Annotated in this window: 27 protein-coding genes; 15 read left to right on the plus strand and 12 right to left on the minus strand. The window is 72.2% G+C overall.

Annotated elements, in window-relative coordinates:
• Positions 1-4 precede the first annotated feature (4 nt).
• The 5 genes from E1294_RS01905 to E1294_RS01925 are packed head-to-tail and all read right to left on the minus strand — an operon-like array spanning position 5 to position 5280.
• Positions 5-1003 carry an FAD-dependent oxidoreductase gene (locus tag E1294_RS01905; protein ID WP_132503879.1) on the minus strand — a complete coding sequence of 333 codons (999 nt, stop codon included), beginning with the start codon at positions 1001-1003 and terminating at the stop codon, positions 5-7.
• Positions 1000-3102 carry a xanthine dehydrogenase family protein molybdopterin-binding subunit gene (locus E1294_RS01910; RefSeq protein WP_132503880.1) on the minus strand — a complete coding sequence of 701 codons (2103 nt, stop codon included), beginning with the start codon at positions 3100-3102 and terminating at the stop codon, positions 1000-1002. Before E1294_RS01910 ends, E1294_RS01905 begins: the two co-directional genes overlap by 4 nt.
• Positions 3099-4082, minus strand: coding sequence for an FAD binding domain-containing protein (locus tag E1294_RS01915; protein ID WP_132503881.1), 984 nt, complete (start codon positions 4080-4082; stop codon positions 3099-3101). The genes E1294_RS01910 and E1294_RS01915 overlap by 4 nt, the downstream gene beginning before the upstream one ends.
• Entirely contained in the window at positions 4079-4606 is a 528-nt protein-coding gene (locus E1294_RS01920; RefSeq protein WP_132503985.1) for a 2Fe-2S iron-sulfur cluster-binding protein, read from the minus strand. The genes E1294_RS01915 and E1294_RS01920 overlap by 4 nt, the downstream gene beginning before the upstream one ends.
• Positions 4607-4614: 8 nt before the next feature.
• Positions 4615-5280 (minus strand): TetR/AcrR family transcriptional regulator, encoded by a 666-nt coding sequence (locus E1294_RS01925; RefSeq protein WP_132503882.1) that lies wholly within the window; start codon positions 5278-5280, stop codon positions 4615-4617.
• A gap of 65 nt (positions 5281-5345) precedes the next feature.
• Here E1294_RS01925 and E1294_RS01930 point away from each other — a divergent pair, with 65 nt between their 5' ends.
• The gene (locus E1294_RS01930; protein ID WP_425465190.1) at positions 5346-5759 is read left to right on the plus strand and encodes an ATP-binding cassette domain-containing protein; all 414 of its coding nucleotides are present in this window, start codon (positions 5346-5348) and stop codon (positions 5757-5759) included.
• Positions 5760-5840: 81 nt separating this feature from the next.
• On the opposite strand, the gene E1294_RS52320 is transcribed toward E1294_RS01930, so the two are convergent.
• A complete protein-coding gene (locus tag E1294_RS52320; protein WP_165977033.1) occupies positions 5841-6002 on the minus strand; it encodes a hypothetical protein in 162 nt (53 codons plus the stop codon).
• Between the two features lie 213 nt (positions 6003-6215).
• On the opposite strand from E1294_RS52320, the gene E1294_RS01935 reads away from it, so the two are divergent.
• Both E1294_RS01935 and E1294_RS01940 read left to right on the plus strand, forming a co-directional pair.
• Positions 6216-6644: a HAMP domain-containing protein gene (locus tag E1294_RS01935; RefSeq protein ID WP_132503883.1), complete on the plus strand. Its 429-nt coding sequence runs from the start codon at positions 6216-6218 to the stop codon at positions 6642-6644.
• Positions 6641-7081, plus strand: coding sequence for a response regulator (locus E1294_RS01940; protein ID WP_246082756.1), 441 nt, complete (start codon positions 6641-6643; stop codon positions 7079-7081). The genes E1294_RS01935 and E1294_RS01940 overlap by 4 nt, the downstream gene beginning before the upstream one ends.
• 77 nt (positions 7082-7158) lie before the next feature.
• On the opposite strand, the gene E1294_RS54275 is transcribed toward E1294_RS01940, so the two are convergent.
• Positions 7159-7851 (minus strand): FAD-dependent oxidoreductase, encoded by a 693-nt coding sequence (locus E1294_RS54275; RefSeq protein WP_220447504.1) that lies wholly within the window; start codon positions 7849-7851, stop codon positions 7159-7161.
• A gap of 496 nt (positions 7852-8347) precedes the next feature.
• Between E1294_RS54275 and E1294_RS01950 the strand changes: the two genes are divergently transcribed.
• Positions 8348-8698 carry a winged helix-turn-helix transcriptional regulator gene (locus tag E1294_RS01950; RefSeq protein ID WP_132503885.1) on the plus strand — a complete coding sequence of 117 codons (351 nt, stop codon included), beginning with the start codon at positions 8348-8350 and terminating at the stop codon, positions 8696-8698.
• A gap of 49 nt (positions 8699-8747) precedes the next feature.
• The gene (locus E1294_RS01955; protein ID WP_246082757.1) at positions 8748-9302 is read left to right on the plus strand and encodes a hypothetical protein; all 555 of its coding nucleotides are present in this window, start codon (positions 8748-8750) and stop codon (positions 9300-9302) included.
• Positions 9303-9321: 19 nt separating this feature from the next.
• On the opposite strand, the gene E1294_RS01960 is transcribed toward E1294_RS01955, so the two are convergent.
• Entirely contained in the window at positions 9322-10206 is an 885-nt protein-coding gene (locus E1294_RS01960; protein ID WP_132503886.1) for a MurR/RpiR family transcriptional regulator, read from the minus strand.
• A gap of 138 nt (positions 10207-10344) precedes the next feature.
• On the opposite strand from E1294_RS01960, the gene E1294_RS01965 reads away from it, so the two are divergent.
• From E1294_RS01965 to E1294_RS01980, 4 genes are read left to right on the plus strand one after another with little or no spacing between them, the layout of a single operon-like run.
• Positions 10345-11718: an MFS transporter gene (locus tag E1294_RS01965; protein WP_132503887.1), complete on the plus strand. Its 1374-nt coding sequence runs from the start codon at positions 10345-10347 to the stop codon at positions 11716-11718.
• Complete coding sequence (locus E1294_RS01970) at positions 11715-12155, plus strand: GAF domain-containing protein (protein ID WP_132503888.1); 441 nt, start codon at positions 11715-11717, stop codon at positions 12153-12155. The genes E1294_RS01965 and E1294_RS01970 overlap by 4 nt, the downstream gene beginning before the upstream one ends.
• Positions 12152-13357, plus strand: coding sequence for a metal-dependent hydrolase family protein (locus tag E1294_RS01975; protein WP_132503889.1), 1206 nt, complete (start codon positions 12152-12154; stop codon positions 13355-13357). The genes E1294_RS01970 and E1294_RS01975 overlap by 4 nt, the downstream gene beginning before the upstream one ends.
• A 49-nt stretch (positions 13358-13406) precedes the next feature.
• Positions 13407-14207: an alpha/beta hydrolase gene (locus E1294_RS01980; protein WP_132503890.1), complete on the plus strand. Its 801-nt coding sequence runs from the start codon at positions 13407-13409 to the stop codon at positions 14205-14207.
• Between the two features lie 37 nt (positions 14208-14244).
• On the opposite strand, the gene E1294_RS01985 is transcribed toward E1294_RS01980, so the two are convergent.
• On the minus strand, positions 14245-16272 hold the full coding sequence (locus tag E1294_RS01985; protein ID WP_132503891.1) for a glycoside hydrolase family 71 protein: 2028 nt from the start codon (positions 16270-16272) through the stop codon (positions 14245-14247).
• 247 nt (positions 16273-16519) lie between these two features.
• Between E1294_RS01985 and E1294_RS01990 the strand changes: the two genes are divergently transcribed.
• From E1294_RS01990 to E1294_RS02010, 5 genes are all read left to right on the plus strand, one after another.
• A complete protein-coding gene (locus E1294_RS01990) occupies positions 16520-18328 on the plus strand; it encodes an ABC transporter ATP-binding protein (protein WP_132503892.1) in 1809 nt (602 codons plus the stop codon).
• Complete coding sequence (locus E1294_RS01995; RefSeq protein ID WP_132503893.1) at positions 18325-20046, plus strand: ABC transporter ATP-binding protein; 1722 nt, start codon at positions 18325-18327, stop codon at positions 20044-20046. Before E1294_RS01990 ends, E1294_RS01995 begins: the two co-directional genes overlap by 4 nt.
• A 72-nt stretch (positions 20047-20118) precedes the next feature.
• Positions 20119-20805, plus strand: coding sequence for a TetR/AcrR family transcriptional regulator (locus tag E1294_RS02000; protein ID WP_132503894.1), 687 nt, complete (start codon positions 20119-20121; stop codon positions 20803-20805).
• A gap of 104 nt (positions 20806-20909) precedes the next feature.
• Positions 20910-21107, plus strand: a complete 198-nt coding sequence (locus tag E1294_RS02005; RefSeq protein WP_132503895.1) for a hypothetical protein — start codon at positions 20910-20912, stop codon at positions 21105-21107.
• Positions 21107-21526: a hypothetical protein gene (locus tag E1294_RS02010; RefSeq protein ID WP_132503896.1), complete on the plus strand. Its 420-nt coding sequence runs from the start codon at positions 21107-21109 to the stop codon at positions 21524-21526. The genes E1294_RS02005 and E1294_RS02010 overlap by 1 nt, the downstream gene beginning before the upstream one ends.
• 35 nt (positions 21527-21561) lie before the next feature.
• On the opposite strand, the gene E1294_RS02015 is transcribed toward E1294_RS02010, so the two are convergent.
• Genes E1294_RS02015 through E1294_RS02025 form a run of 3 tightly spaced genes read right to left on the minus strand, consistent with a single transcriptional unit; the run spans position 21562 to position 24844 of the window.
• A complete protein-coding gene (locus E1294_RS02015) occupies positions 21562-22230 on the minus strand; it encodes a GntR family transcriptional regulator (RefSeq protein ID WP_132503897.1) in 669 nt (222 codons plus the stop codon).
• Entirely contained in the window at positions 22227-23414 is a 1188-nt protein-coding gene (locus E1294_RS02020) for a CaiB/BaiF CoA transferase family protein (protein ID WP_132503898.1), read from the minus strand. Before E1294_RS02020 ends, E1294_RS02015 begins: the two co-directional genes overlap by 4 nt.
• Entirely contained in the window at positions 23411-24844 is a 1434-nt protein-coding gene (locus tag E1294_RS02025) for an aldehyde dehydrogenase family protein (protein ID WP_220447506.1), read from the minus strand. Before E1294_RS02025 ends, E1294_RS02020 begins: the two co-directional genes overlap by 4 nt.
• Positions 24845-24907: 63 nt before the next feature.
• Between E1294_RS02025 and E1294_RS02030 the strand changes: the two genes are divergently transcribed.
• On the plus strand, positions 24908-26071 hold the full coding sequence (locus E1294_RS02030; protein ID WP_132503900.1) for an acyl-CoA dehydrogenase family protein: 1164 nt from the start codon (positions 24908-24910) through the stop codon (positions 26069-26071).
• The last annotated feature ends 6 nt before the right edge of the window (positions 26072-26077 follow it).

Here is a 26077-nt window from a genome sequence, read left to right on the forward strand (position 1 = left end):
CGAATCAATTGACATGTCGAATGACTCGACACATGCAAGGTATGACGACAACCGAGCCACCCGCGGGCCCGCGCGGGTCCGCGATGCGGGCGCTGGCCACCTGGGCCGCCACGCAGAAGGACGTCCGGCCCCGGCTGACCGCCGCGGCCTGGCGCGCCGGGGAACGGTTCAACCGGATGTCGAGGTGCTTGACGTCATCCATGGACGCGAGCTGGTCCACGCGGTCGGCGAGCACGGGCAGGCACTCGGCGATCCGCTCGCGGAACCGCTCGATCCCCGCCGCGCGGAGCTGGGCGTCGATGCCCTTCAGCGCGAAGTAGGCGATCTGGAAGTAGCCCTCGCGCGGGATCGCCACGGCCAGCTGGCCCGCGCCGGCGTTGGGGCGCAGCGACGCGATCTCGTCCTCGGGCCTGCGCGGCAGCCGCAGCCACCAGGCGTCGAAGGGCACCGGCGTCTCGCGTGGGGCCAGGCCGGCTGCCGCGCGGACGGCCGACCAGCGGCCGTCCGCGGCCACGGTCAGGTCGGCGCGGATCTCGGTCTCCTCGCCCGCGCCGGTGCGGTCCCGGTAGCGCACGCCCACCACCGCATCCCCATCCCGGAGCACGCTGGTGACCTCGGCGTTCATTCGCAGGGTGAACCGCGGTTCGTCGCGTCCGGCGATCGCGAGCAGATCGAGCAGATCCCACTGCGGCACCATCGCGATGTACGGGTGCTTCACCCTCAGCCGCTTCAGGTCGACGAAGACCAGCTGGCCGCCACCGTCCTTCGGGAAGGAGATCTCGTCCACCCTCGTGTGCGGCAACCGAGCGAAGCGTTCGCCGAGGCCGAGCTCGTCCAGCAGCTGCAGGGTGGTCGGGTGCACCGTGTCGCCGCGGAAGTCGCGCAGGAAGTCGCTGTGCTTCTCCAGCACGGTCACCTCCACCCCTCCGCGGGCCAGCAGTAGTCCCAGCACCATTCCGGCGGGGCCGCCACCGACGATCACGCAGGTGGTTCGCTCGCTCATGGTCGTCCTTCCAGGATCCGGTGGGGGTGGATCGGGAGGTCTCGGACCCGGATGCCGGTCGCATGGTGAACCGCGTTGGCGATCGCGGCGGCCGTGCCGACGATCCCCAGCTCGCCGATGCCCTTCGCACCGAGCGCGTTGACCTGGTCGTCGGTCTCATCGATCCAACCGACCTCGATGTCCGGGACGTCGGCGCAGGTGGCGATGTGGTAGCCGGCGAGGTCGCCGTTGACGAAGTCGCCGAAGCGGCTGTCGAGCACGCTCTCCTCGTGCAGCGCCATCGACAGGCCCATCGTCATGCCGCCCAGCAGCTGGGAACGGGCGGTGTGCGGGCTGAGGATCTTCCCGGCTGCGAAGACGCCGAGCAGCCGGGTCACCCGGACTTCGCCGCTGTCGATGTCGACGCACACCTCGGCGAACTGGGCCCCGAAGGCGTACTTGGCCGTCTGGGCCCCCGTCGGCGTGCCGGCGAGGTCGCCCAGGGTCTGGCCGAGCGCGGTCAGGCCGTCCGGCGGGAGCGGGCGATCGCCCAGCTCGGTGAGCTGGGCCCGGAGCCGCCGGGCCGCGTCCACGATCGCCGAACCCCACGAAGCGGTGCCGGCCGAGGCCCCAGCCGGCGCGGCGAGGGGAAGGCTGCTGTCCCCGATCAGCACGTCGATCCGTTCCGGCGGCATCGCCATGGCCTCGGCGGTGATCGCGGTGAGCACCGTGCGGGCCCCGTTGCCGATGTCCGTCGCGCCGAGGGCGACCGTGCAGCGGCCGTCCGGGTGCAGCCGCAGCTGCGCGGTGGACGGGAACGTGTGCGATGGGTGTGCCGACGCGGCCACGCCGCTGCCGACGAGCCGGTGCCCGTCGCGCCGGGGCGGGGGTCGCCAACCGAACGCCCTGGCGCCCTCGCGCAGGCAGCGCACGAGGTTGCGGCTGCTGTACGGGAGGCCGGTGTCGGGGTCGGCTGCGGGTTCGTTGCGGATGCGAAGCTCGACGGGGTCGAGGCCGCACACCACCGCGAGCTCGTCGACCGCGGACTCGAGGGCGAACATCCCCGGCGCCGCACCGGGTGCCCGCAGCATGAACGGCGTCGGGACGTCGAGGCGCGCCAGGCGGTGCGTGGTGTGACGGTGCGGCGCCGCGTACATCGTACGCGTCAGGACGGCGGCGGGCTCACAGAAGTCGTGGATCGCGGAGGTCTGCGCGACGACCTCGTGGATGACCGCGGCGAGGCGCCCAGCTCGATCGGCGCCGAGCCGGACGCGCTGCACGGTGGGGCTGCGGTAGCCGACGAGGGCGAACATCTGCTGGCGGGACAGCGTCACCTTGACCGGCCGCCCCAGCATCCTCGTCGCCATCACGGCGAGCACCGCGACAGCCTGCGGGCCCTTCGCGCCGAACCCGCCGCCGACGTGCGCCGAAACGACCCGGACCCGGTCCCGCGGCAGGTCGAACATCCCGGCGATCACCCCCTGAATCAGGTGAGCGCCTTGATTCGCGTCGTACAGGACGACGCCCCCGTCTTGCCATGCGGCCACCGTGGCGTGGGGTTCGATCGGGTTGTGGTGCTCCGCGGGCGTGGTGTAGCGCGCGTCGATCGTCACCTCGGCACCCGCCAGCGCCGCCGCGGGGTTACCGATCGTCTGCTCGGGAGGATCCAGTCCAGGAGACGGCGGCGCCACCCTCAGCCGGGCTCCCGGGCGCAGCTCGGCATCGTGGGGTAGCTGCTCGTACTCGACGACGAGCAGGCCGGCGGCGTGCCGCGCGGCCTCGAGTGAATCGGCGAGCACCGCCGCGACGAGTTGGCCGTGGTAGGCGACGCCGTCCGACTGCAGGACGGCGAGCTCGGCCGGCTTCACGAGGACGGCGGACATCGGGTCGGCCGTCGGTGTGTGCAGGCGCGGCGCGTTGGCGTGCCAGAGCACGGCGACGACGCCGGGAACCGCGAGAGCGGCGCTCGTGTCGATCGAGACGACCCGCCCTTTTGCGATCGTGCTCGACACCGGCCAGCAGTGGACGGGACCGTCGAACGAGTGATCGGCGGCGTACCGGGCGGCGCCGGTGACCTTGTCCCAGCCGTCCACGCGGGGACCGGCGACGCGGGGGGTCACGACCGCGCCGCCAGCTCGAGGAGGCTCCGGAGGGTGACATTGCGGAGGAGAGTGATCTTGTGTTCGTTGCCCGGAAGCGGGGAGGCCACTGCGAGCTCGGCGTCCACCGCGCGACCGAACGAGCCCTCGTCGGCCCGCACCCCGACCAGGAGGGCCTCGGCTGTCCGGGCCCGCCACGGCTTCGGCGCCACCCCGCCGAAGGCGAGTCGAACCCGCCGGACGTGACCATCGACCACCTGCATCTCCGCGGCGACGGACACCAGCGCGAACGCGAACGACGCGCGGTCACGCACCTTGCGGTAGAGCGAGGGCAGACCGGACGGTGGCGGCAGCTCTACGGAGGTGATGAGTTCTCCGTGCTCCAGCACCGTCTCGTGCTGCGGCGAGACGCCGGGCAGCCGGTGCAACTCGGCCACCGGAAGGACCCGCGCACGGGCAGCACCCTGCAGCCGGACCCGGGCGTCGAGCATGACGAGCGCGACTGCCATGTCCGACGGGTGCGTGGCGACGCACGCGGCGGACCCGCCCAGGATCGCGAGATCCCGATGATGACCGCCGAGCGCAGCGCACCCGCTGCCGGGCCGCCGCTTGTTGCACGGCATCGCGGTGTCCTGGAAGTAGACGCACCGCGTGCGCTGCACGAGGTTCCCGCCCACGGTCGCGACGTTGCGAAGCTGCTCGGACGCGCCCGCCAGCAGCGCGCGGGCGAGAACCGGGTAGTCGCGGCGCACATCCGGATGCGCAGCGAGGTCGCTGTTGCGCATGCCGGCGCCGACGCGCAGGCCGCCGTCCCCGCAGCGGTCGACGCTCTCGTCACCGATCCCAGAGAGGTCGACGACCACGCTGGGCGCCAGCACACCGCGCTTCATCAGATCAACCAGGTTCGTGCCGCCCGCGAGGTAAGCGGCGTCCGGGTCCTGTGAGACCGCGGCGACGGCGGTCCGGAGATCCGGAGGGCGGTGGTAGGTGAAGGGTCTCATCCGCGCGCCGCCGCGATCGCCCGCACGATGTTGGCATATGCCCCGCACCGGCAGAGGTTTCCGCTCATCCGCTCCCGGATCTCTCCGCCGTCGAGCACCGGCACCGCCTCCAGGTTCTCGGTCCGCGCACTCGGGACGCCGCGCTCGATCTCGTCCAGCAGGCCGACAGCGGAGCAGAGCTGACCAGGGGTGCAGAATCCGCACTGGAACCCGTCGTGCCGGACGAACTCCCGCCGCAGGCGCTCGGCCACGTCGCCGCCGAGGCCCTCCACCGTCACGACCGCGCGGTCCTGCACCGCCACCGTGAGCGCGAGACAGCTCAGCACCCGCCTACCATCGAGCAGGACGGTGCATGCCCCGCACTGCCCGTGGTCACAGCCCTTCTTCGGGCCGGTGACGGCCAGCTTCTCGCGCAGCAGGTCCAGCAATGTCGTCCGCGGGTCGACCGACAGCGCGTGCTCGTCGCCATTGACCCGCACGACCACGTCGACGCGACTCGGGTCCCGGCCTTCGGCGTCCTCCATGACGTCGCTCACCGTCCGGTTGCCGCGACGACGACGCAGGTCAGGAAGAACTCGAGGTGCCGCTCCGCGAGGCGACGCCCGCTCGCCCGTGCCTCGTCCGTGGAGTCGGCGAGCATGTGGATCATCCTGATATGAGCGAGCGGCGCGACCAGCTCCCACGCGAGCTGGTCGACCGGGACGTCCGTCCGGACCGACCCGGCCTCCTGCCACATCCGGAAGAGCTTGCCCAGCTCGTCGAGGGTGCGGCGCGCCCCGGCGCTGACGCCCTCGGCGATCAGCGGGACACCCGGCCCGCCCTCGCGCATCCCGATGCTGATGAACTGCCGCGCACGCGGCAGGTCCCAGGCGTCGAGGACGTGCGCGACCAAGGTGCGCAGGACCGGCCCCGGGCCCTCACCGGGACCAGGAGCGTCAGCCAGCGCGTCGAGGATCGGCCCGGGCCCGCCCACCTCCTCCATCAGGGTGTCGAAGATCGCCTGCTTGCTGGGGAAGTGCCGGTAGAGGGCGCTGTCCTGGATGCCCACGGCCCCCGCGATCGACCGGATCGACGTCGCCGCGTAGCCCTTCTGCGCGAAGCCGTCGAGTGCGGTGTCGAGGATCCGAGCCCGGGTGTCGCGCCCTTCGCTCTTGGGCGGTCGGCCGGATCTACGCCGGCCGGACGGGGTATGTTCCATGAGGACTAAGTTAGCGAGCGACCGCTTACAGGGCAAGGCCACGACGAGACCGACAGGAAGATCATGTGCTCGGCGGCCGCTCGCAGGCTGGAGCGCCGGACGCACCTGGCCCGAGCAGGTGGAGCTCCGCGTCGGCACCGACGGGCACTCGCTTACAACACGTCTACGAACTGCTGCCCCGCCTCGCCGAACGCCGTACTCAGCAGGGCGGCACCCTGTCCGGCGGCGAGCAGCAGATGCTCGCCATCGGCCGCGCCCTCATCACCGGCCCCCGGCTGCTCCTGCTCGACGAACCCTCGATGGGCCTGGCCCCGCTCGTCGTCGCCCAGGTCATGAACCTCATCGCGCGCATCAACGCCGAAGGCGCCTCGGTCCTGCTCGTGGAGCAGAACGCCACCGCCGCTCTCAAGATCGCTCACCGCGGCTACGTCGTCGAAATGAGCCGAGAAGTGAGCCCGAGAAGTGAGCCCGAGAAGTGAGCACGGAAAGGTGAGCATGCGGCAGCGGGACGTGGCCGACGGCACACGCCCGAGAGGGAGCGGTTCGAGTGGTTCGGGCGGTCAGTCGTCCGTCGCGCCCTGTGGCACGGTCGCGAGCACGGCTGGTCGCGCCGGCAGGTTCACGGCGATGGTGCCGGCTCGCATGGCATCTTCCCGTCCGGGGGCGTAACCGGGCGTCCGCGACGGGGTCACGGCGTCGATGCCTGGCGTGGTGAGGTGCATGTCGCTGACTCCAATCCGGCTTGGCCTCAGTCTTGCCGCCGGGCCGCGACCGCCACCATCGGGCCTGGCACCCATATGGGCCGGGGCAGAACGTGTAGCGGCGGCCCTGACAATTGGGAGGTGGGCCGGATGGACAGCGGCCCCCGCAGGCAAGGAACCTGGCGAGATGGACCACCACGCCGAGCCGAGCCTCGTCAGTGCGAGGCTGGGGAGATGACCGAGCGCACCGACCTGCAGGCGGCCACGGCCGCGCCACGGCCGCCTGCGCAGGCGTTGTTCCGGCGGCTGTTCGCGATCAACGGTCTGGTCTACGCGGTGGGGACGCTGGTGCTGGCGATCTCGCCGGCCACGGTGTCGGCGCCTGTAGTGCTGGCCGAGGTGCCGGTGCTGCTGGTGGGGCTGGCCCTGATGCTGGGCGCCAACGCGCTGCTGCTGCGCCGCAGTCTGGAGCCGCTCGACGCGCTGACCACGCTCATGAAGCGGGTCGACCTGCTGCGCACCGGCGACCGGCTGGCCGGCAGCGGCAACAGCGACCTCGCCCACCTGATCGACACGTTCAACTCGATGCTCGACCGGCTGGAGGCTGAGCGCAGCGCGAGGCGGTCGACCTGGCCATCCTCGACATCGCGATGCCGCGCATGACGGGCCTGCAGGCGGCCCGCGAGATCTCCAGGCGCGCGCCCAGCATCCGCATCCTGATCCTCTCGATGTACGACAACGAGCAGTACTTCTTCGAGGCGCTCAAGGTCGGCGCCTCGGGCTACGTGCTCAAGTCGGCCGCCGACCAGGATCTCCTGGAGGCCTGCCGGGCCACGATGCGCGGCGAGCCGTTCCTCTACCCCGGCGCGGTCACCGCACTCATCCGCGACTACCTGCAGCGTGACCGCGAGGGCGAGCGCATGCCCGAGAGCATCCTGACGCCCAGGGAGGAGGAGATCGTCAAGCTGATCGCCGAGGGCAACTCGGCGAAGGACATCGCCGAGACGCTGGTCATCAGCGTGAGCCTGCAGAAGCTCGGCATGCGCGACCGGCTCGAACTGACCCGCTACGCCATCAGGTCCGGTCTCGTCGAGCCGTGACCTCCGCCCGCACGGGCGGGGGTCACGGCTCGCGCGAAGTGGCGTCTCCGCGCGGGAAGCGGGACGTCAGGAGCCGGTCAGGCGCCTGGGGCGTCGAACAGCGCGGTGGCCCGCTCGACCAGCATGGTGCGCCCCTTGATCTCGGAGGCCGCCTCGGGGCCGATGATGCCGTCCTGCCCGGGCAGCTGCCCGGCGCCGCCCTCAGGCCCGAGCGGGACGAGGATCACGGTCGGCTGCTTCTCGTAGGCGGCCGCCTCGCCCGCACCGGTGATCATCGTCCGGAGGTTCGCCGCGAGGAGCTCGCCCTGGGCGCCGGCGTATGCGGCCATGTCGCGGTCGGCGTCGGAGATGTCGCCGATCGCGAAGACCCGTTCGTGACCCTGGACGCGCAGGTGCTCGTCCACCCGCACATATCCGCGCTCGTCACGGGCGAGTGCGAGTGAGCCGCGCAGATAGTCCGTGCGTGGCGTCGCGCCGAAGCAGCGGAACCAGATGTCCGCGGTCATCTTCTCCCCCGCCTCTGTGGCGATCGCGACGGGCGCGGCGGTGGCGGGGGCCGCACCCGGGAGCTCGCGCAGCCTGCTTCCGAGCTTGAGCTCGATGCCGAGCGCGTCCAGCTGCTTGCGCAGCTCGTCGCGGAGCTCCTGGCCGAACGGGCCCGGCAGGATGTCGGGCGCCGCGTCGGCGACGGTCACGTGCTTGTGGGGGAAGAACGCCCTGATCTCCCCGGCGAGTTCGAGACCGGCCGCTCCTGCGCCGATCAGCAGCACGCGCTCCGCAGGGCTTCGTGCGCGTCCGCACCAGGGCCTTGGCCATCTCCGTGTCGGGCTCCTCCATCTTGGCGGGGAACGGGTAGGACGAGCCCGTCGCGAGGACCAGGTAGTCGGGCTCAAGGATGCGGCCCGAGGCGAGCGTCACCCGGCGGCCGTCCGCCGCCACGGCGCGATCACGCAGGTATCGCCCGTGGACCAGCAGCCGGCTGTAGGGCATGAAGATCTGGTCGAGCCACTGCGGCTCGACCAGCGCCCGCCAGGACGCGAGGTTGTGCACGAACGACTCCGACGGGTCCACCAGGGTCACGTCGGCCACGTCGTCGAGCAGCTTGGCCACCTTGTGGCCGCCGTAACCACCGCCGAGGACCACGGCGCTCGGGCGCGTGACGGCACTCTCCACCATGACATCTCCTTGCTAGGAATCGAGGTGCCGCTACAGTATTCATACTCGCTAGGAAAATAAAATCAGCACTGGATGCGCTAGTTTGGAGGTATGGCGACGGCACCTACGCATGACACTCACGAGTGCGTCCGCAGCGACGCCGCGCTGACCCGGGCGTTCACGATCCTCGGCAAACGCTGGAGCGGCGTCGTGCTCGGCTCCCTGCGTGCCGGCCCCGCCGGGTTCCGCGAGCTGTCACGGGCGATCGACGGGCTCAGCGACTCCGTGCTCTCCGACCGGCTGTCCGTGCTGACCAAGGAGGGCCTGATCGCGCGCACCGTCGACGAGGGCCCGCCCGTCACGGTCTCCTACGAGCTGACCGGGAGCGGCAAGGCCCTGATCCCCGCGCTGCACCAGATCTCCGCGTGGGCCGAGGAGCACCTGCGGCCCGAGGGCTGCTAGCCTCCGCGCGCGACGGGTACGGTGAGCGGAGAGCCCCCAGGACACCTGCGTGAGGAAGTGGTTCCCCGTGCTCTACCTCTTCGGCTTCGATCGGATCGGCGTGGCCGTCAGCGACATCTACTTCGTCGACCCCAACCCCATGAAAGGCCAGGAGGGAGCCGAGCACGGCGTGCGCCTGGAGCTGCGCAGGCTCGATTCGGGCGAGCTGAACGGGTCGATCTACTCCGCCAGGCCCATCACCATCGACCGGCCGCTCTGGAGAGTCGACCTGCTGGAGTCGGTCGACGGCACGCCCGGCAGCTTCGACCGCACCCACCACCACCCCGGCACCAGCGGGTGGGAGCCCGGGCAGCGGGTGTTCGACCGGAAGCTGTCCGCCGAGCCGCTGACGTGGCTGGCCGAGCGCCTGGCCGACCTCGAAGACGTCCTCGACCAGGCCGGCGCCGACCGTGACGAGGCGAGCCCCGCCGACGTGGCCGGGCTGCGCGAGCGCGCGCCGGAGATCGTGCAGACGGTCGGCCGGATGCTCGACGGCGTGCGCGCCGGCCGGCTCGGCACCCCGCCCGGCGCACCGGCGACCAGCGTCCGCGCCAGCTGGCTGTAGGAAGGAAGCGCGCGGGCGGTCAGCTGTGATCGCCCGCGACGGGGCGGCGGTGCAGGAGACCGAACCTGCCCCACATGGCCTCCGCCGCCTCGATGGAGGCCCCCGTCCGCGCCGGGTCGACGGCGGCGAGCTGGGTGACCAGCGCCTGCGCCACCGCCATTCCGGCCGTCAGCGACGGGAAGAACGCCTCGCCCTCCGCAGGCACCATCACCACCTCCTCGGCTGCCTCCGCCAAGGCGGGGCTGGCCGCGTCCGTCACCGCGAACACCCGCACGCCGCGCGAGCGCGCCACGTTCGCCGCCAGCACCGTGCTCTCGTACAGCCGCCAGAAGCTGATCGCCACCAGCACGTCCCCGTGCCCGAGGGCGGCCATGGTGTTGGCCAGCTCCGCGTCGCCCAGCGTCACGGCCGTGACGGGATAACCCGCCAGCCGGGCGTTGTGCGCGAGCGCCAGCCCGACGGCGGCGTAGCTGCCGTCGGCGACGATCACCGTGCGGCGGGCGGCGGCGACGGCCTCGGCGATCGTGAGCAGCACACGCTCGTCCATGCGCCGGTTGAGCAGCGCGAGGCTGTCGAGGTCGCGGCGGAGCGACCGGGCGCTGGGCGAGCCGTTGCCGCTGTGCTCGGCGGCGACCTGACCGGCGCTGAGCGAGGACAGGTAGCGGGCGCGCAACTCCTGCTGGAGTGCGGGCCAGCCGGTGAAGCCGAGCGCCTGCGCCGTGCGCGTCACGGTCGCCACGTTGACCCCGGCCAGCTGGGCCAGCTCGCTGGCCGACCCGAACGACGCCCGGCGTGGCTGCGAGAGCAGGACCTCGAGCACGGCGGCGGCCTTGCCACGCAGCCCGCGCCCGGCTAGCCGCGAGCGCAGCCAGTCTTCGAAGCTGTCCGTAGCGCGCTCTTCCACGTGATCCTCTCCTCGCCGGAATCATGCTACGCGCTCACGCCGACGCTGCCATGCAAAGACTATTGCGATTTTGACATTTCGCACTATATGTTGCTTCGCGTTCGACCTACTCGGCCACGACCTGGGAGAGGTTGCCCCATGACCTTGCTGGCCCGCTTGGACCGGCTCCCGCTGAGCCGCCCCCACTACCTGCTCCTCCTGATCGGCGGGCTCGGCTACACCTTCGACGGCATGGACAGCGCCGTGGTCGCGTTCCTGCTGCCGAGCGCGCAGGATGCCTGGGGGCTGTCCAACGGCCAGCTCGGCGTCATCGGGTCCGCGACGCCGTTCGGTTTCCTCTTCGGCGCGACGGTCGCGGGCCTGCTCGGCGACCGCATCGGTCGCAAGAAGGTGATGATGTACGCACTCGCCTTCTACGCCGTCTTCTCGGTGGTCGCCGCGTTCGCCCCTAGCTATGAGGTCTTCCTCGGCGCGCGGGTGCTGGCCGGAGCGGGCGCGGGGGCGGAGAGCGCGATCATCGCGCCGTTCCTGTCCGAGTTCGTGCCGGCCAAGCGGCGCGGGTGGTTCATCGGCGCGCTGGCCGGGTTCTTCTCGTTCGGGTTCGTGATGGCCGCCCTGATCGGACGGTTCGTCGTGCCGACCCTCGACGAGGGCTGGCGGGTCGCGCAGGTGATCACGGCGGTGCCCATCGTGATGCTGTTGTGGTGGCGGCGCTCACTGCCCGAGTCGCCGCGCTTCCTGCTCCAGCAGGGCCGAGCCGACGAGGCCGAGACCGTGGTCTCCGACCTGGAGCGCCGCGTCGAGCACGCCACCGGCCGCCCGCTCCCGCCGGTGCCCGACGCCGCCACCGCACCCTCCACGGAGAGGCCCAAGGTCAACCTGTGGAGCGCGCTCACGTTCCTCTGGAGCCCGGCCATGGCCAGGCGCACCGGGATCATCTGGCTGGTCTGGTTCGTGATCACGTTCTCGTACTACGGGTTCTTCTCCTGGATCCCCACGCTGCTCGTACAGCGCGGCATCACGGTGACCAAGAGCTTCGAGTTCTCGATCATCATCTACCTGGCGCAGATCCCCGGCTACTTCTCCGCGGCCTGGTTGTCGGAGCGGCTCGACCGCAAGAACACCATCGCGCTCTACCTCTCCGGCTCGGCGGTCAGCGCGTTCTGGTTGTCGCAGATGGAGACCCCCGTCACCATCACGCTCGCCGGCGCGGTGTTGTCGTTCTTCCTCAACGGCACGTACGCGGGCGTCTACTCCTACACCCCCGAGGTGTTCCCCACCTGGATCCGGGCCACGGGCACCGGCCTGTCGAGCGCGTTCGGGCGGGTCGGCAGCATCCTCGCCCCGACGATCATCGGTCTGTCGGCCGCGACCCTGGGCTTCGGCGGCGTGTTCGGCCTGACCACGGCGGTGCTGGCGGTCGGGGTGATCTGCGTGGTCGTGTTCGGACTGTCCACGGCCGGCCGGTCGCTGGAAGAACTGACGGAACCTGCCAAGGAGGCGACCCGATGAACGGATTTCCCGAGGTGGAGGAGAGCGTGCGGCGGGAGGTGGGCGTGCGGCTCTTCACGGTGCTCGCCTGGATCCCCGGCCGGCGTACGCTGCGCCGCGTCCACAGCAGCCACCCCGAGCAGTACCCGGTGGGAGGCGAGAAGAGCGTGGAGGTCGCCCAGGGCTGGCTGGCACGGTGCATCGATGGCGGGCAACCGTACCTCGGTGCGGACCGGGCCGCCGTGCGGGAGATCTTCGCCGACCACGAGCTGATCGAGAGCCTGGGGTGCGGGGCGGTCATCAACGTGCCCGTGACCGAGGACGGCCGGGTGATCGGCGTGCTCAACCTGCTCGACGCCGAGGGCCGGTACGACGAGGCGTCGGTGGCCGCCGCCCGGTCGCTCGCGCCCGCGGCCGTGCCCGCCCTGCGCGCGGCCCTCCGGGAAGGTGGCGCATGAGTCTGCTGCTCCGCAACGGCCTGCTGCTCGACGTGACGACCGGCGCGTACACCGAGGCCGACCTGCGCTGCGCCGACGGCCGCATCGTCGAGACCGGCCCCGGGCTGAGCGCGCCTGACGGCACCCGCGTGCTCGATCTCGCGGGCGCTCACGTCGTGCCCGGCCTCATCGACGCGCACGTGCACGTCACCGCCTGCACCGCCGACCTCGGCGCCATCGGCTCCATGGCGCCGTCGTACGTGGCCGCGCACAGCGCCCGCATCATGAGCGCCATGCTGGACCGCGGCTTCACCACGGTCCGCGACGCGTCCGGCGCGGACTTCGGGCTTGCCGCCGCCCAGGCGGAGGGGCTGATCCGCGGCCCCAGGCTGCTGTTCGGCGGCAAGGGGCTGAGCCAGACCGGAGGCCACGCCGACTTCCGCGGCCCTGGCGAGCACCTGCACGACGACCACCCGTGCTGCGCCGGCCTCGGCCGGGTCGCCGACGGCGTCGACGCGGTGCGCACGGCCGCCCGCGACGAGCTGCGCAAGGGCGCGCACCACATCAAGGTCATGGCCTCCGGCGGCGTGGCCTCCCCGACCGACAGGATCGACTCGACCCAGTACTCGATGGACGAGCTGCGCGCGGCCGTCGAGGAGGCCGAGGCCGCCAACCGGTACGTCGCCGCTCACGCCTACACGGCGCGGGCCGTCAACCGGGCGCTGGAGGCGGGCATCCGCTCCATCGAGCACGGCAACCAGATCGACGACGACAGTGTCGAGCTGTTCCTGCGGCACGACGCGTTCCTCGTCCCGACGCTGGTGACGTACTGGGCGCTCAAGGAGGAGGGGCCCGCGTTCGGGCTGCCGGAAGGGAGCCGGCGCAAGGTGGACGAGGTGCTCGGCGCGGGGCTGGCCGCGCTGGAGCGCGCCGCCCGCAGCGGCGTGCGCCTGGTCTACGGCACTGACCTGCTCGGTGGCATGCACCGGCACCAGAACCACGAGTTCCGGCTGCGCTGCGAGGTGCAGCAGCCGATCGACGTGCTGCGCTCGGCCACGACGGTCGCGGCCGAGCTGGCCGGCATGGCGGGCGAGATCGGCACGCTGGACGTGGGCGCGCACGCCGACCTGCTGGTGCTCGACGGCGACCCGCTCGGCGACGCCGGCGTGCTGGCCGGCCCGGAGCACATCCGCCACGTCGTGCAGGCAGGCGTGATCGCCTGAGGGCGTGCCGCCGGGGGGCGGGATGCGTACCGTGGGCAGGGTGATGACGATGGCGCGCACCGCTCTGGTGATCGTCGCGGTGCTGGTCCTGCTCCTCGGGCTGCTCTGGATCTTCCAGCGACGGCTGATCTACCTGCCGGACGGCGCGCAGGTGCCGCCCGCGGGCCAGGTCATCCCCGGGGCGCGCGACGTCTCGTTCACGACGGGCGACGGGCTCACACTCGGAGCCTGGTACGTGCCCGGCGACCACGACGTGACCGTGCTGGTCGCCGGCGGCAACGCGGGCAACAGGCTGCACCGGGCGCCGCTGGCCAGGGCGCTGGCGGCGCGCGGCCTGCCGGTGCTGCTGATGGACTACCGCGGCTACGGCGGCAACCCGGGCGCGCCCACGGAGGAGGGCCTGCGCCTCGACGCGCTCGCCGCGCGGGCCTTCCTGGGCGACGCGCGGGTGGTCTACTTCGGTGAGAGCCTGGGCGCGGGGGTGGTGACCGGGCTGGCGCGCGAGCGCCCGCCCGCGGGGCTGGTGTTGCGCTCGCCGTTCACCGACCTGGCCGCGGCGGGCCAGGTCGCCTACCCGTTCCTGCCGGTCAGGGCGCTGCTGCGGGACCGCTTCCCGGTCGCGGAGCACATCGCGGACGTGCGGGTGCCCGTCGTGGTCGTGTACGGCGCGGATGACACGATCGTGCCGCCCCGCCTGAGCAAGGCCGTGGCGGAGGCGGCGGGCCCGGGTGGCGGCGGGGTCACGACCGTCGAGGTGCCCGGCGCCGGCCACAACGACCTGGCCCTGCTGTCCGGCGAGGAGCTGATCGGCGCCGTGGTGGAGCTGGCCGGGCGGGTCCGCGGGGCGTAGTCCTGGCGCGGCCGGCCGCGCCAGGACGGGGTGCGTGCTAGCCGGAGCAGCCGGTGCCTCCGCCGGCGTGGTAGATCATGTCCTGGTACGTGACGCCGGCCCTGATCGGCGTCTTGCTCGTCAGGGTCTGGACGGTCTCGCCGTCACGCCGGAGCTCGAAGACCGGCGTCGTGCCCGGCACCATCGGCGCCTTGAACGACACCACGCCCGCGCTGGTGACCTCCTTGGTCTTCACGTCGGAGCCCTGCTTGACGACCAGCGTGCCCGGCTCCTTGACGAAGGCCAGCAGTTCGACGTCGTCGACCGGCCCGGGACCCGCCGGGATGGTGAACTTGCCCGCCGTCTGCTTGCTCGTGTCGTAGGGGGCGTTCGCCTTGTGGCTGCGGTGGAAATAGTAGAGGCCGTCGCGGACGATCTCAGGAGCCTTGCCCGTCTTGAACCACGTCGTGTAGTACGTGTTCACGTCGGCGAGCACCTTGCCGCGCACCTTGGAGGGCGCCTGCTGCGACTCGCCGTAGTCGTTCCAGGTGACGAGCTGCACCCAGTCGGCCTTGCCGTCGATCGCGGACTTCCACGAGCCGCGCAGGGTGCTGCTGTTCTGCGCCTCCCAGTAGTGCAGCTCCTTGGCCCTGGTGTCCTCGAAGCCGATCGGGGCCATGTACGTCAGGCCGCGCTCGTGCGTGGCCTCGGAGGCACGACGGAACGCGTCCGTCACCTCCGGCCGGTTCGCCCCCCAGGAGGAGTAGCCGTAGACATGGTCGTCCCACTGGGTCTTGCCGCTGCCGCTCCAGTAGTTGAACATCATCAGCAACGACGTCTTCATGCCCTCGGCGGACAGCTGGTCCCGCACCTTCTGCCACCAGGCAGGCGGCTGGCGGTCGCCGTGGTACGGCGCGAGCAGCACGCTGCCGTCCGGCAGCGTGTACAGCGACGGATGCCCCTTGACCAGCAGGACGTCGGAGACCACCTTCGCGACAGAGGCGCCCGACTCCGTCGGGAAGTCCGGGCTCAGCACGATCTTGAAGCCCGGGTCCACGTTCCTGGCCGCGTCCAGCAGCTCCGGCAGGTGGTTCCAGCGCTGGTCGCTGGAGGTGTGGTGCTCGTAGATGAACCCGTCCAGCCCCTGCGCGATCGCCTGGCGCACCTCCATCTCGAAGTCGAGCCGGCGCCAGTGCGCCTCCGGCCGCACGGAGCGGGTCACCGGGCGGTCCCTGAGGTAGCCGCCCCGGTCCTTGTAGGCGCCGCCGGAGCCGTCAGGGTCGAGCCAGGAGGCGTACTGGTCCTTCGCGGGGTCCTTGTTGTCGATGGACACGGGGAAGGGCGGGAAGTAGAACGCGAACGCCTTCTTGGCGGAGGCCCGCAGCGCGGCGACCGAGGGTTTGTCGAAGGGCAGCGCGGCGCAGGGCGCGGGCGTGCCGGCGGTGTAGGTGACGGTCAGCTTGGGGCCGCGGTCGCCTGTCTCGCGTGAGGAGAACAGGACCGTCGTCGTCTCGTCGGTCCCGGTGAGGGCGAAGGAGTAGGTGCCGTTGCCGGTCACGGCGGCCGAGACGTCCAGCTCGGCCTTCTCGCCGGCGGTGAAGCCGCTGTGCGAGGCGATCACGCCGCCGGTCTCCGGCCGGTCATTCCAGACGGTCCCGGTCTCCGTCCAGTCGCCGGTGACCGTGCGGGCGGACAGCTTCGTGCCGGTCGTCCTGGCGGAGGTGACGTCGAGGGTGGCCTTGACGTTCGTGGCGTCACCGGGGATGCCGGAGACCTTGAACCTGGTGAGCGCGAGCCGCTGCGCGGAGGTCTTGCCGCCGCAGGTCGGGCCGCACACGGACATCCACGTGGCGGTGCCGAAGCTCTTGGAGGGCTCGGCCTGGCTGACGAACACGTCGGCCGTGGCGGGGACGGTGACACGTTCCGCGGACAACGCGGTCGATGACGTGCGCGCCGATAACGGGCGCGCGGATAACGGGTGCGCGGATAACGGGTGCGCGGACGCGGGCGCCGCCGCGGCCGTCATGCCGAGTGACAGGACGACGGCGATCAGCGTGGATCCCACCCGTCGGTGCTGGGAGAACATTGCCCTCCTATGGCGTTCGTGCCGAATGATCACCGTCAAGGTAAGGGCGCGGGTGGATGTCTGCGGTGACTTCAGAAAATGGAACGGGGCAAAGCCCCACAAATCACGCCTGGTCAGCGCATGACACGGGAATGCATCCCCCGCGCCCCACCCCTAGACACCGAGACTCGTTAGGCTACCCTTGCCTATTCAAGACAGCTTGTAACAAAATAGCGGGCACCCCCGCACACCGCAGGAGGCCCATCCCATGACCATCACCGCCGAGGCGGCCGCCCCCGTGGCGCCCGCGCCGGACGGCGCCGGCACGCCCGCCCCCGGCCGCGCCGCGCTCATCGCGTTGCTCGCCCCCATCAGGCCACGGCTCATCGCCGCCGCCGCGTTCCAGCTCGTGTACGCGATCTCGGCGCTCGTGCCCTTCGTGTGCGTGGCGGAGCTGGCCCGCGTGCTGCTCAGCCCGGGAGCCGGCGGCCCAGGCCGGCCCTGGCCGATCGCCGCCCTGGCCGTCGCAGGGCTGCTGATCAGGTTCCTGTCGTTCGGGGCGGCCGGCGCGATCACCCACTTCGCGGACGCCGACCTGCAGCTCCACCTGCGCCGCCGGATGGCCGCGCACCTGTCGCGGGTGCCGCTGGGCTGGTTCGGCGAGCGCAACTCCGGCCACGTCAAGAAGGTGCTCCAGGACGACGTCAGGGAGATGCACCACCTGATCGCGCACGCGGCGCTCGACCTGCTCGCGGCCGTGGTGACCCCGCTGGCCGCGCTGGTCTACCTGCTGTACGTCGACTGGCGGCTCACCCTCGTCGTGCTCATCCCGGTGCCGCTCTTCGCCGCCGCGTTCGCGATCATGATGCGCGGCTACGACGAGCAGATGCGGCGCTGGAGCGAGGCGAACAGCCGGATCAGCTCGGCCGTGGTCGAGTTCGTGCAGGGCATCGCCGTGATCAAGACGTTCGGCCAGACCCGGCGTTCCTACCGGCGCTTCGCCGAGGCCGCCGACGACTTCGCCGACTTCTTCGGCGCCTGGGTGCGCCCCATGCTCCGGCTCAGCGGCCTGTCCATGGCGTTCATCTCGCCGCCAGCCATGCTGTTGGTGTCCGCGGCCAGCGGTGCGCTGTTCGCCGCGAACGGCTGGATCGAGCCGGTCGACGTGCTGCCGTTCGTGCTGGTCGGCGTGGCGCTGACGGCGCCCTTCCTGGTCCTGGACATGGGCTCGATGCGGCTGAGGAGCGCGGCCGAGTCCGCGGGGCGGGTGGCCGCCCTGCTGGACACGCCGCCGCTGCCCGAGCCCGAGACCCCCGTGCGCCCGGTCGGCCACGCGGTCGACTTCCGCGACGTGTCGTTCTCCTACGACGGCACGACGCCCGTGCTGCGCGAGGTGAGCCTCTCGCTGGAGCCCGGCACCGTCACCGCGCTCGTCGGGCCGTCCGGATCCGGCAAGTCCACGCTGGCCAAGCTGCTGCCCCGCTTCTACGATCCCGAATCCGGGCAGGTCGTGGTCGGCGGCGCCGACGTGCGCGCCATCGGCTCGGCGGAGCTTTACCACCATGTCGGCTTCGTCCTGCAGGACGTGCACCTGCTGCGCACGTCCGTGGCGGACAACATCGCGCTCGGCCACCCGGACGCGGGGCGCGAGGAGATCGAGCGTATGGCCCGCGCCGCGCAGATCCACGACCGGATCGTGGAGCTGCCGCGCGGCTACGACTCGGTGATCGGCGAGGACGCCCACCTGTCCGGCGGCGAGGCGCAGCGCGTCGCGATCGCCCGCGCCCTGCTGGCCGACGCGCCGATCCTGGTGCTGGACGAGGCCACCGCCTTCGCCGACCCCGAGTCGGAGTCGGCCATCCAGGACGCGCTGTCCACGCTGGTGGCCGGGCGCACACTCCTGGTCATCGCGCACCGGCTGAGCACGATCACCGGCGCCGACCAGATCGCGGTGCTCGACGGCGGCCGGATCACCGAACGCGGCACCCATGACGAGCTGCTCGCGGCGGACGGGCTCTACGCCCGGATGTGGGCGGCGCACGTACGCGACGACGAGCGGGATTGGACGGCAAGATGATCGGAGAGCTGGGCGCCGTACTCGGCCCGGAACATGGCGCGCGCCTGCGCCGCAGCCTGCTCGCGATGGCCGTGTACGGCGTGCTGCAGGGCCTGTCGTTCGCCATGCTGGTGCCGGTGCTGCGGGCGCTGTTGTCGGGGGAGTCGGTCGGTCCGTGGCTGGCCGCGTTCGCCGCCGTGGTCGTGGCCACCGCCGTCGCCTCCTACGTGCAGGCCCAGTACGGCTACGCGGTCGGCCTGGCCGCCCTGCGCACCCTCTACCACCGGCTCGGCGACCACGTGGCCGGACTGCCGGTCGGCTGGTTCAGCGCCGACCGCGTCGGACGGCTCGGACAGCTCGTCGGCAAGGGCGTCATGGACGTGATGAGCGTGCCCGCCCACCTGCTGCAGGTCGTGGTGAGCGCGGTGGCGGCGCCGGCGACCGTGCTGGTGTGCATGTTCGTCTTCGACTGGCGGCTCGGGCTGGCGGCCCTGCTCACGGCGCCGTTCCTGTGGCTGGCGTTCCGGTGGACGCAGAGCCTGGTGCAGCGGAGCGACACCGCGATGGACGACGCCGGCGCCGAGGGGGCCGACCGGGTGGTGGAGTTCGCCAGGCAGCAGCCCTCGCTGCGGGCGTTCGGGCGCACGGCCGACGGCTACGACCTGCTCGACGACGCGCTGGTGCGGCAGCGCAGCACGCTGCGGCGGCTGCTGCGCACCACGCTGCCAGGGCTGGGCACGGTCGCGCTGACCGTGCAGCTCGCCTTCACCGCGATCCTGATCGCCGGCTGCTCGCTGGCGCTCGGCGGCGCGGTGGACGTGCCGGAGCTGGTTGGAGTGCTGGTGCTGGCCGTGCGGTTCACCGAGCCGCTGCTCGCCGCCGCCGACGTCGGCGGCGAGCTGCGCATGGCGCGCGGCAGCCTGCGCCGCATCAAGGCGGTGCTCGACACCCCGCCGCTGCCGGCCACCGGCACGGCGCGGGCGGGCGAACCGTCGATCGAGCTGGACGGCGTCGGCTTCGCCTACGCCGAGCGGCCGGTGCTGCGTGACGTGAGCCTCACCGTCGCCCCCCGGACCGTGACCGCCCTGGTCGGGCCGTCGGGCTCCGGCAAGACCACGCTCACCCGGCTCATCGCCCGCTTCTGGGACGCGGGCTCGGGTGTGGTGCGGGTGTCGGGGAACGACGTGCGCGACTACGCGCCGGAGGAGCTGATGGCGCAGCTGTCGATCGTGTTCCAGGACGTCTACCTGTTCGAGGGCACCCTGGAGGACAACATCAGGATCGGCCGTCCCGAGGCCACCGACGAGGAGGTACGCGAGGCGGGCCGGCTGGCCCGGGTCGACGAGATCGCCGAGCGCCTGCCCGGCGGCTGGCAGGCGAGGGTCGGCGAGGCCGGCGCCACGCTGTCGGGCGGCGAGCGGCAGCGGGTGTCCATCGCCCGCGCCATGCTCAAGGACGCCCCGATCGTGCTGCTCGACGAGGCCACCGCCGCGCTCGACCCGGAGAACGAGTCCGCCCTGATCGACGCGCTCGCCACGCTCGCCCGCGACCGCACCCTGCTCGTCATCGCGCACCGGCTGACCACGATCGCCGCCGCCGACCAGATCGTCATGCTGGAGGGCGGCGCCGTCGTGGAGCGCGGCACCCACCAGGAGCTGCTCGATCTCGACGGCCGGTACGCTGCGTTCTGGACGGAACGAACGCGAGCCCGTGGCTGGCGATTGACCCAGCCGGCATGAGTCCGGCGAGCCGCCCCCGTCGCGACGTGCTCGTGCGAGGGGCGGGCGCATGAGCGGGGATCGGGGAGCGTGATGGGCGGCGAGCAGACGGGCCACGAGGTTTCCGGGCGAGAGTGGCGCGTGCGCGGCCGCCCGCGCGGCCGTCCCCCGCGCATCACCCGGCCTGCCATCGCCGACGCCGCCCTCGCGGTCGGCTTCGACAACCTCACCCTCGCCACCGTCGCCGACCGGCTCCAGGTCGCTCACTCGGCCCTCTACCGCCACGTCGCCGACCGCGAGGAACTGGTCATGGTGGCGATCAACAGGGCCGTCGCCGCCGCCGCCTGGCCGGAGCCCACCGGTGAGTGGCGCTCCGACCTGGAGGCGCAGGCCGCCGCGCTCTGGCGTCTGCTGGAGCGGCATCCGGGGCTGATCAAGGAGTTCCTCAGGCTCACCCGCTTCCCCGAGCAGGTGATGCTCCGCTTCGGCGCGGCGGTGCGCCGCCTGACCGACTGCGGCTTCACGGTCGAGAACGCCTTCCTCGCCGCCGACACCGTCTTCGACCTGACCATCGACGTGTTCAGCAGGGGCAAGCAGCTCGACGCGCCGGCCGGCGCGAGCGTCGTCCGCGACAGCACGGCCGACGCCTGGGCCGAGGCGGTGGGCCCGGAGCTCGCTCCCATCATGCGGCAGGCGCTCACGGACCCGGCCACGACGTGGTTCGACCGCAAGCTGAAACTGGTGCTCGACGGCGTCGCCGCGAGCCTCGCACCACCCTGAGCCGGGCGAAGGGATGCGGCTCCGGATGGCCGCCGGAGACCTCGTCCATGCGGTCAGCCGGTTCGCGGGGCGTCTGGCGTCTGGAGTCGGTGACCGTCCGGGCGATGCGTGACTCGGCTAGGCTCGGCGACGCCCTGACGACCGCCGTGAACCTGGCGGCCGGCGTTCGGGAGCGCCCGCAGGCTGCGGGAGCCGCCCCTGAGCAGACCTGCGCGCAACTCGCGGACCTGCGCGAACGGGGCGTCGAGGCCCCTCGGCCGGGCGGGCAGGCGGGCGATGAACGACACTTCGGGAGAAGCTGATGCGTATCTTCGGGAGCCGGAAGTGGCCGAGCCTCGACCTCTACTCGCCCGGCGGCCGGGGCGACATCAAGAAGCCGTCCCTGGCCGACTATGACCGGCTCGCGCGGACCGCCCGCGACCAGGGCCGCTCCGCCGTCGGCCGGCCGGGCTGGATGTCCGCCCACCGGAGCCGGATCCGGTCTCTGTTCGCGGTGGTCTTCGGCACCGAAGGGCGCGGGGTGTACCGGTGCCTGGTCACCGCCGTCCTGGACGACGGCTCGGGAGGAAGCTTCACCCTCGACGTGTCCCGCAGGGACTACGATGCCCTGCTCGACGTCACCACGGAGGAACTGGTGGAGATGGCGCACCTGCACCTGCTGCACCTGCCCCCCATCGACCTCGACCCCGATCAGCGGGAGACGTGGGAGCACACGGAGTAACGTCCGCGGGCCCCGCGCGGACGACGCGCGCGCTCTCAGGGTGACGCGGGGAGCAGGGACTCCAGCTCGGTGACCGCGTGGTCGCGGTGGACGTCGAGGGTGGCGACGGCCTCGTCGGCGGAGCGTCGGCGGAGCGCGTCGAGGGTGGCCCGGTGCTCCTTGACGACCCGCTCGCGGTTGCCCCCCTCGCCGTAGTACATCGACCGGTAGGCGTCTGTCGTGTCCCACAAGGTCCTGATCAGCCGGGCCAGCCGGGGCATGCCCGCGCAGTCGAACAACGTCATGTGGAACAGCCGGTTGGCGGTGGCCATGGCGAGCACGTCGCCCGCTGCGGCGGCCCGCTCGACGTCGCTCTGCGCGGCCTCCAGCCGGTCGAAGTCGGCGTCGGTGAGACGGGGCACGGCCCGGCGCACGGCCTCCTCCTCCAGCAGCTCGCGGATGCGGTAGACCTCGCGCAGGTCGTCGAGCGAGAGCGTCGCGACGCAGTAGCCCTTGTGCGCTTTGTAGGTGACCAGGCCCTCGCCCTCGAGCGTCTTGAGCGCCTCGCGCAGCGGCACCCGGCTGACCTGGAGCTCCTCCGCCAGCGCGTCCTGCCTGATGGGGGCTCCGGGGCGCAGGCGGCCGGTCGTGATGGCGCGGCGCAGCTCGGCCAGCACGAACTGCTGGGCCGTCGGCGGCCTGCGCCCTGCCCCGTCCGAACTCACGGCCCCAATATCTCACGAACCCAGGCGTCGTCCTGCCCGAGCTCCGGCGGCGGACGGCGGTAGGAGGGCGGGGTGGCGCCGAGGCGTACGGGGGCGGCGACCTGGCCGGTCCCGCCGAGCCGTACGGACGGCTCCAGGCCGAGCTCCTCGGCGAGCGCGAACGCGCCGGCCAGGTCGTTGATCGGGCCGCAGGGCACCCCGGCGGCGGTGAGCAGCCCGAACCACTCGTCCGCCGGACGTTCCCGCAGGACGGCGTCGAGTGCGGCGACGAGCCCGTCGCGGGCGGCGACCCTGCCCGCGTTGGTGGCGTACCGGGGGTCCACGGCGAGGTCGGGCCGGTCGAGCACCGCGCAGAGGGCCTGGAACTGGCGGTCGTTCCCGGCCGCGATCACCAGCGGGCGGTCGGCCGCGTGGAACACCTCGTACGGGACGATGCTGGGATGCCGGTTGCCCATGGCCTCCGGCACCACGCCGGCGGCGGCGTAGGCGGAGGAGTGGTTGGTCAGCGCCGACAGGAGGGAGGAGAGCAACGACACCTCGACCCGCTGCCCGCCGCCAGGACCACCACCCGGATGCGGCCGGCCGGCTCCGGTGACGTGGCCGCCTTCGCCCGTGTGGTCGCGGTGGCGGAGGGCGGCCAGGACACCGAGGGCGGCGTGCAGGCCGGTGATGACGTCCACGAGAGCCACGCCCGCCTTGGTGCCGGTCCCGCCCGGTTCGCCCGTGACGCTCATCAAGCCGCCCACGGCCTGCGCGATCAGGTCGTACCCCGGCAGCCCCGCCCCGGCGCCCGACCCGAACCCGGTGATCGAGCAGTACACCAGCCCCGGGTTAGGCGCGCGCAGCGCGTCGTAGCCGAGCCCGAGCCGGTCCATCGTGCCCGGCCGGAAGTTCTCCACCAGCACGTCGGCCCGGGTGGCCAGCGCCCGCGCGACCTCCAGGTCCGCCGTGTCGCCGAGGTCGAGGGCGACCGAGCGTTTGTTGCGGTTGACGCCGAGGAAGTAGGTCGCCTGCCCGCCGGGCGCGTACGGAGGCCCCCAGGCGCGGGTGTCGTCCCCCGTGCCCGGCCGCTCCACCTTGACGACCTCCGCGCCCAGATCCGCCAGCAGCATCGTGGCGTAAGGCCCGGCCAGCACCCGGCTGAAGTCGGCCACCAGCAGCCCGGACAGCGCCCCACCGGTCACGCGGGCGCCCCGAGGTAGACGGTCACCGTCCGGGTGAAGAACTCCCTGGCCGCCCGTCCCTGCTCCTTGGGCCCGAATCCGCTCTGCTTGTGCCCGCCGAACGGCACGTACGGGAACGTCCCCGCGGACTCGGAGTTGATGTGCAACACGCCGACCTCCACCCGGTCGACGGCCGACAGCGCCACTCCCAGGTCGCGGGTGAAGATCGCGGCGGACAGCCCGTGGTCGCTGAGGTTCGCCAGGCGCAGCGCCTCCTCCGCGCCGGACGCCCGCACGGCTCCCACGACGGGCCCGAACAGTTCGGTACGCCAGAAGTCCACGCCGGTGCCCGGCAGGTCGAGCACGGTCGGCGGCACGAACCATCCTTCACCGGCGTGCGGTTCCGAGCCGGCCAGCGGCCTGGCGCCCTCGCCGACGGCCCGCGTCACCCCGGCGGTCACCCGGTCGCGGGCGGCCGAGCTGACGAGGGGGCCCATGTCGACGCCCGCCTTCAGCGGGTCGCCCACGACCAGCCGCGCGGCGCGTTCCGCCACCCGTTCGAGCAGCTCGTCGGCCACGCCGGAGTCCGCGATGAGCCGTGAGGTGGCCGTGCACTTCTGCCCGGTGGACCGGAACGCGCCCAGGCACACCTGCTCGGCGGCGTGGTCGAGGTCGGCGTCGGCGAGCACGACGGAGGCGTTCTTGCCGCCCATCTCCGTCTGCACGGGTTTGCCCAGTTCGCCGCAGCGGGCGATGACCGCCCGGCCGACCGCCGTGGAGCCGGTGAACGACACGGCGTCCACGCCGTGGTGGTCGACGATGGCGGAGCCCGCGACGGCCTCGCCGTAGACGAGGTTGAGCACGCCGTCGGGCAGGCCCGCCGCGGTCAGCGCCTGCGCCAGCCGGTACGCCAGCAGCGGCACGAGGGAGGACGGCTTCCACACCACGGTGTTGCCGTGGCTGAGCGCGGGGCCGATCTTCCAGGCGGGGATGATGATGGGGAAGTTGAACGGCGTGATCAGGCCGGCGACGCCGATCGGCTTGCGGACGACGAGGACGTTCTCGCCGGGGCGCGGGGAGGCGTAGACCTCGCCGTTCTCCCGGTCGGCCTCGGACGCGTGATAGCGCAGGATGCGGGCCGCGCCGCGCACCTCGCCGACCGCTTCGGGCAGCGTCTTGCCCTCCTCGCGGGACAGCTCGGCGCCCCACGCGTCGGCCTCGGCGTCCACGAGGTCGGCGGCGGCGGTGAGGACTGCGGCGCGGTCGTGATGGGGGGTGGCCGCCCAGCCGGGCGCCGCCTTCCTGGCGGCGGACACGGCCCGCTCGACCTCGGAGCCGGAGGCGAAGCGCCCGCGTGCCACCACTTCGCCCGGTCGTGCGGGGTTGGTGTCGGCGAACTCCTCGCCGTCCCCCTCGGCCCAGCGGCCGTCGATGAGATTGAGAACGTCCATGGTCAACGCACCCTAACCGTGGCATATTGGATTTTCAATATTGGATCCAAATATGGAGAGGCCATGATCGCACCCACCGCGCTGTTCGCCCTCGACACGCTGCTGACCGACGAGGAACGCGAGATCAGGAGCACGGTCAGGCGCGTCTGCGACCGGGAGATCCGGCCGCACGTCGCCGGCTGGTTCGAGGACGGCGAGCTGCCGGCGCGCGAGCTGGCCCGCACGCTCGGCTCGGTCGGCGTGCTCGGCATGCACCTCGACGGCTACGGCTGCGCGGGCATGGGCGCGGTCTCGTACGGGCTGGCCTGCCTGGAGCTGGAGGCGGCCGACTCCGGGCTGCGCAGCCTGGTGTCGGTGCAGGGGTCGCTGGCCATGTACGCCATCTGGAAGTACGGCAGCGAGGAGCAGAAGCAGGAGTGGCTGCCCGCGATGGCGGCCGGCGAGCGCATCGGCTGCTTCGGCCTGACCGAGCCCGACTTCGGCTCCGACCCCGGGGGCATGCGCGCCACGGCCAAGCGCGAGGGCGGCGACTGGGTGCTGAACGGCACCAAGATGTGGATCACCAACGGCTCGGTGTCGGACGTCGCGGTGGTCTGGGCCCGCACGGACGAGGGCGTCAGGGGTTTCCTGGTCCCCGCGGGCGCACCGGGCTTCACCGTGAACGACGTCAAGCACAAGATCTCGCTGCGCGCCAGCGTGACCAGCGAGCTGGTGCTCGACGGGGTGCGGCTGCCCGGCGAGGCGATGTTGCCGGGCGCCAGGGGCCTGTCCGGGCCGCTGGGCTGCCTCAACGAGGCGCGGTTCGGGATCGTGTTCGGGTCGATGGGGGCGGCGCTCGACTGCCTGGAGACCGCGATCGCGTACGCGGGCGACCGCGAGGTGTTCGCCAGGCCGCTCGCCTCCTTCCAGCTCACCCAGGAAAAGCTCGCCGACATGGCGCTGGAGCTGGGCAAGGGCCTGCTCCTCGCGGTCCACCTCGGGCGGCTGAAGGAGGCCGGCACGATCACCCCCGAGCAGGTGAGCGCCGGCAAGCTGAACAACGTGCGCGAGGCCCTGGAGATCGCCAGGAAGTGCCGCACGCTGCTCGGCGCGAGCGGCGTCACCCTGGAATACCCGGTGATCAGGCACTCCGTGAACCTGGAGTCCGTGCTGACCTACGAGGGGACATCGGAGATCCACGCGCTGGTGCTGGGCAAGGCGCTCACCGGGATCGGCGCGTTCAGCTGACGGGCC

Origin of the sequence: Nonomuraea diastatica, assembly GCF_004349015.1 — a bacterium.
Classification (GTDB): Bacteria; Actinomycetota; Actinomycetes; order Streptosporangiales; family Streptosporangiaceae; genus Nonomuraea; species Nonomuraea diastatica.

Bases quoted from the DNA above. Each gene is read 5' to 3' on its own strand.
- E1294_RS01905 (WP_132503879.1), bottom strand. From the start codon at position 1,003: ATGAGCGAGCGAACCACCTGCGTGATCGTCGGTGGCGGCCCCGCCGGA.
- E1294_RS01915 (WP_132503881.1), bottom strand. From the start codon at position 4,082: ATGAGACCCTTCACCTACCACCGCCCTCCGGATCTCCGGACCGCCGTC.
- E1294_RS01920 (WP_132503985.1), bottom strand. From the start codon at position 4,606: ATGGAGGACGCCGAAGGCCGGGACCCGAGTCGCGTCGACGTGGTCGTG.
- E1294_RS01925 (WP_132503882.1), bottom strand. From the start codon at position 5,280: ATGGAACATACCCCGTCCGGCCGGCGTAGATCCGGCCGACCGCCCAAG.
- E1294_RS52320 (WP_165977033.1), bottom strand. From the start codon at position 6,002: ATGCACCTCACCACGCCAGGCATCGACGCCGTGACCCCGTCGCGGACG.
- E1294_RS01935 (WP_132503883.1), top strand. From the start codon at position 6,216: ATGACCGAGCGCACCGACCTGCAGGCGGCCACGGCCGCGCCACGGCCG.
- E1294_RS01940 (WP_246082756.1), top strand. From the start codon at position 6,641: ATGACGGGCCTGCAGGCGGCCCGCGAGATCTCCAGGCGCGCGCCCAGC.
- E1294_RS01950 (WP_132503885.1), top strand. From the start codon at position 8,348: ATGGCGACGGCACCTACGCATGACACTCACGAGTGCGTCCGCAGCGAC.
- E1294_RS01965 (WP_132503887.1), top strand. From the start codon at position 10,345: ATGACCTTGCTGGCCCGCTTGGACCGGCTCCCGCTGAGCCGCCCCCAC.
- E1294_RS01970 (WP_132503888.1), top strand. From the start codon at position 11,715: ATGAACGGATTTCCCGAGGTGGAGGAGAGCGTGCGGCGGGAGGTGGGC.
- E1294_RS01975 (WP_132503889.1), top strand. From the start codon at position 12,152: ATGAGTCTGCTGCTCCGCAACGGCCTGCTGCTCGACGTGACGACCGGC.
- E1294_RS01980 (WP_132503890.1), top strand. From the start codon at position 13,407: ATGGCGCGCACCGCTCTGGTGATCGTCGCGGTGCTGGTCCTGCTCCTC.
- E1294_RS01985 (WP_132503891.1), bottom strand. From the start codon at position 16,272: ATGTTCTCCCAGCACCGACGGGTGGGATCCACGCTGATCGCCGTCGTC.
- E1294_RS01990 (WP_132503892.1), top strand. From the start codon at position 16,520: ATGACCATCACCGCCGAGGCGGCCGCCCCCGTGGCGCCCGCGCCGGAC.
- E1294_RS01995 (WP_132503893.1), top strand. From the start codon at position 18,325: ATGATCGGAGAGCTGGGCGCCGTACTCGGCCCGGAACATGGCGCGCGC.
- E1294_RS02000 (WP_132503894.1), top strand. From the start codon at position 20,119: ATGGGCGGCGAGCAGACGGGCCACGAGGTTTCCGGGCGAGAGTGGCGC.
- E1294_RS02005 (WP_132503895.1), top strand. From the start codon at position 20,910: ATGCGTGACTCGGCTAGGCTCGGCGACGCCCTGACGACCGCCGTGAAC.
- E1294_RS02010 (WP_132503896.1), top strand. From the start codon at position 21,107: ATGCGTATCTTCGGGAGCCGGAAGTGGCCGAGCCTCGACCTCTACTCG.
- E1294_RS02025 (WP_220447506.1), bottom strand. From the start codon at position 24,844: ATGGACGTTCTCAATCTCATCGACGGCCGCTGGGCCGAGGGGGACGGC.
- E1294_RS02030 (WP_132503900.1), top strand. From the start codon at position 24,908: ATGATCGCACCCACCGCGCTGTTCGCCCTCGACACGCTGCTGACCGAC.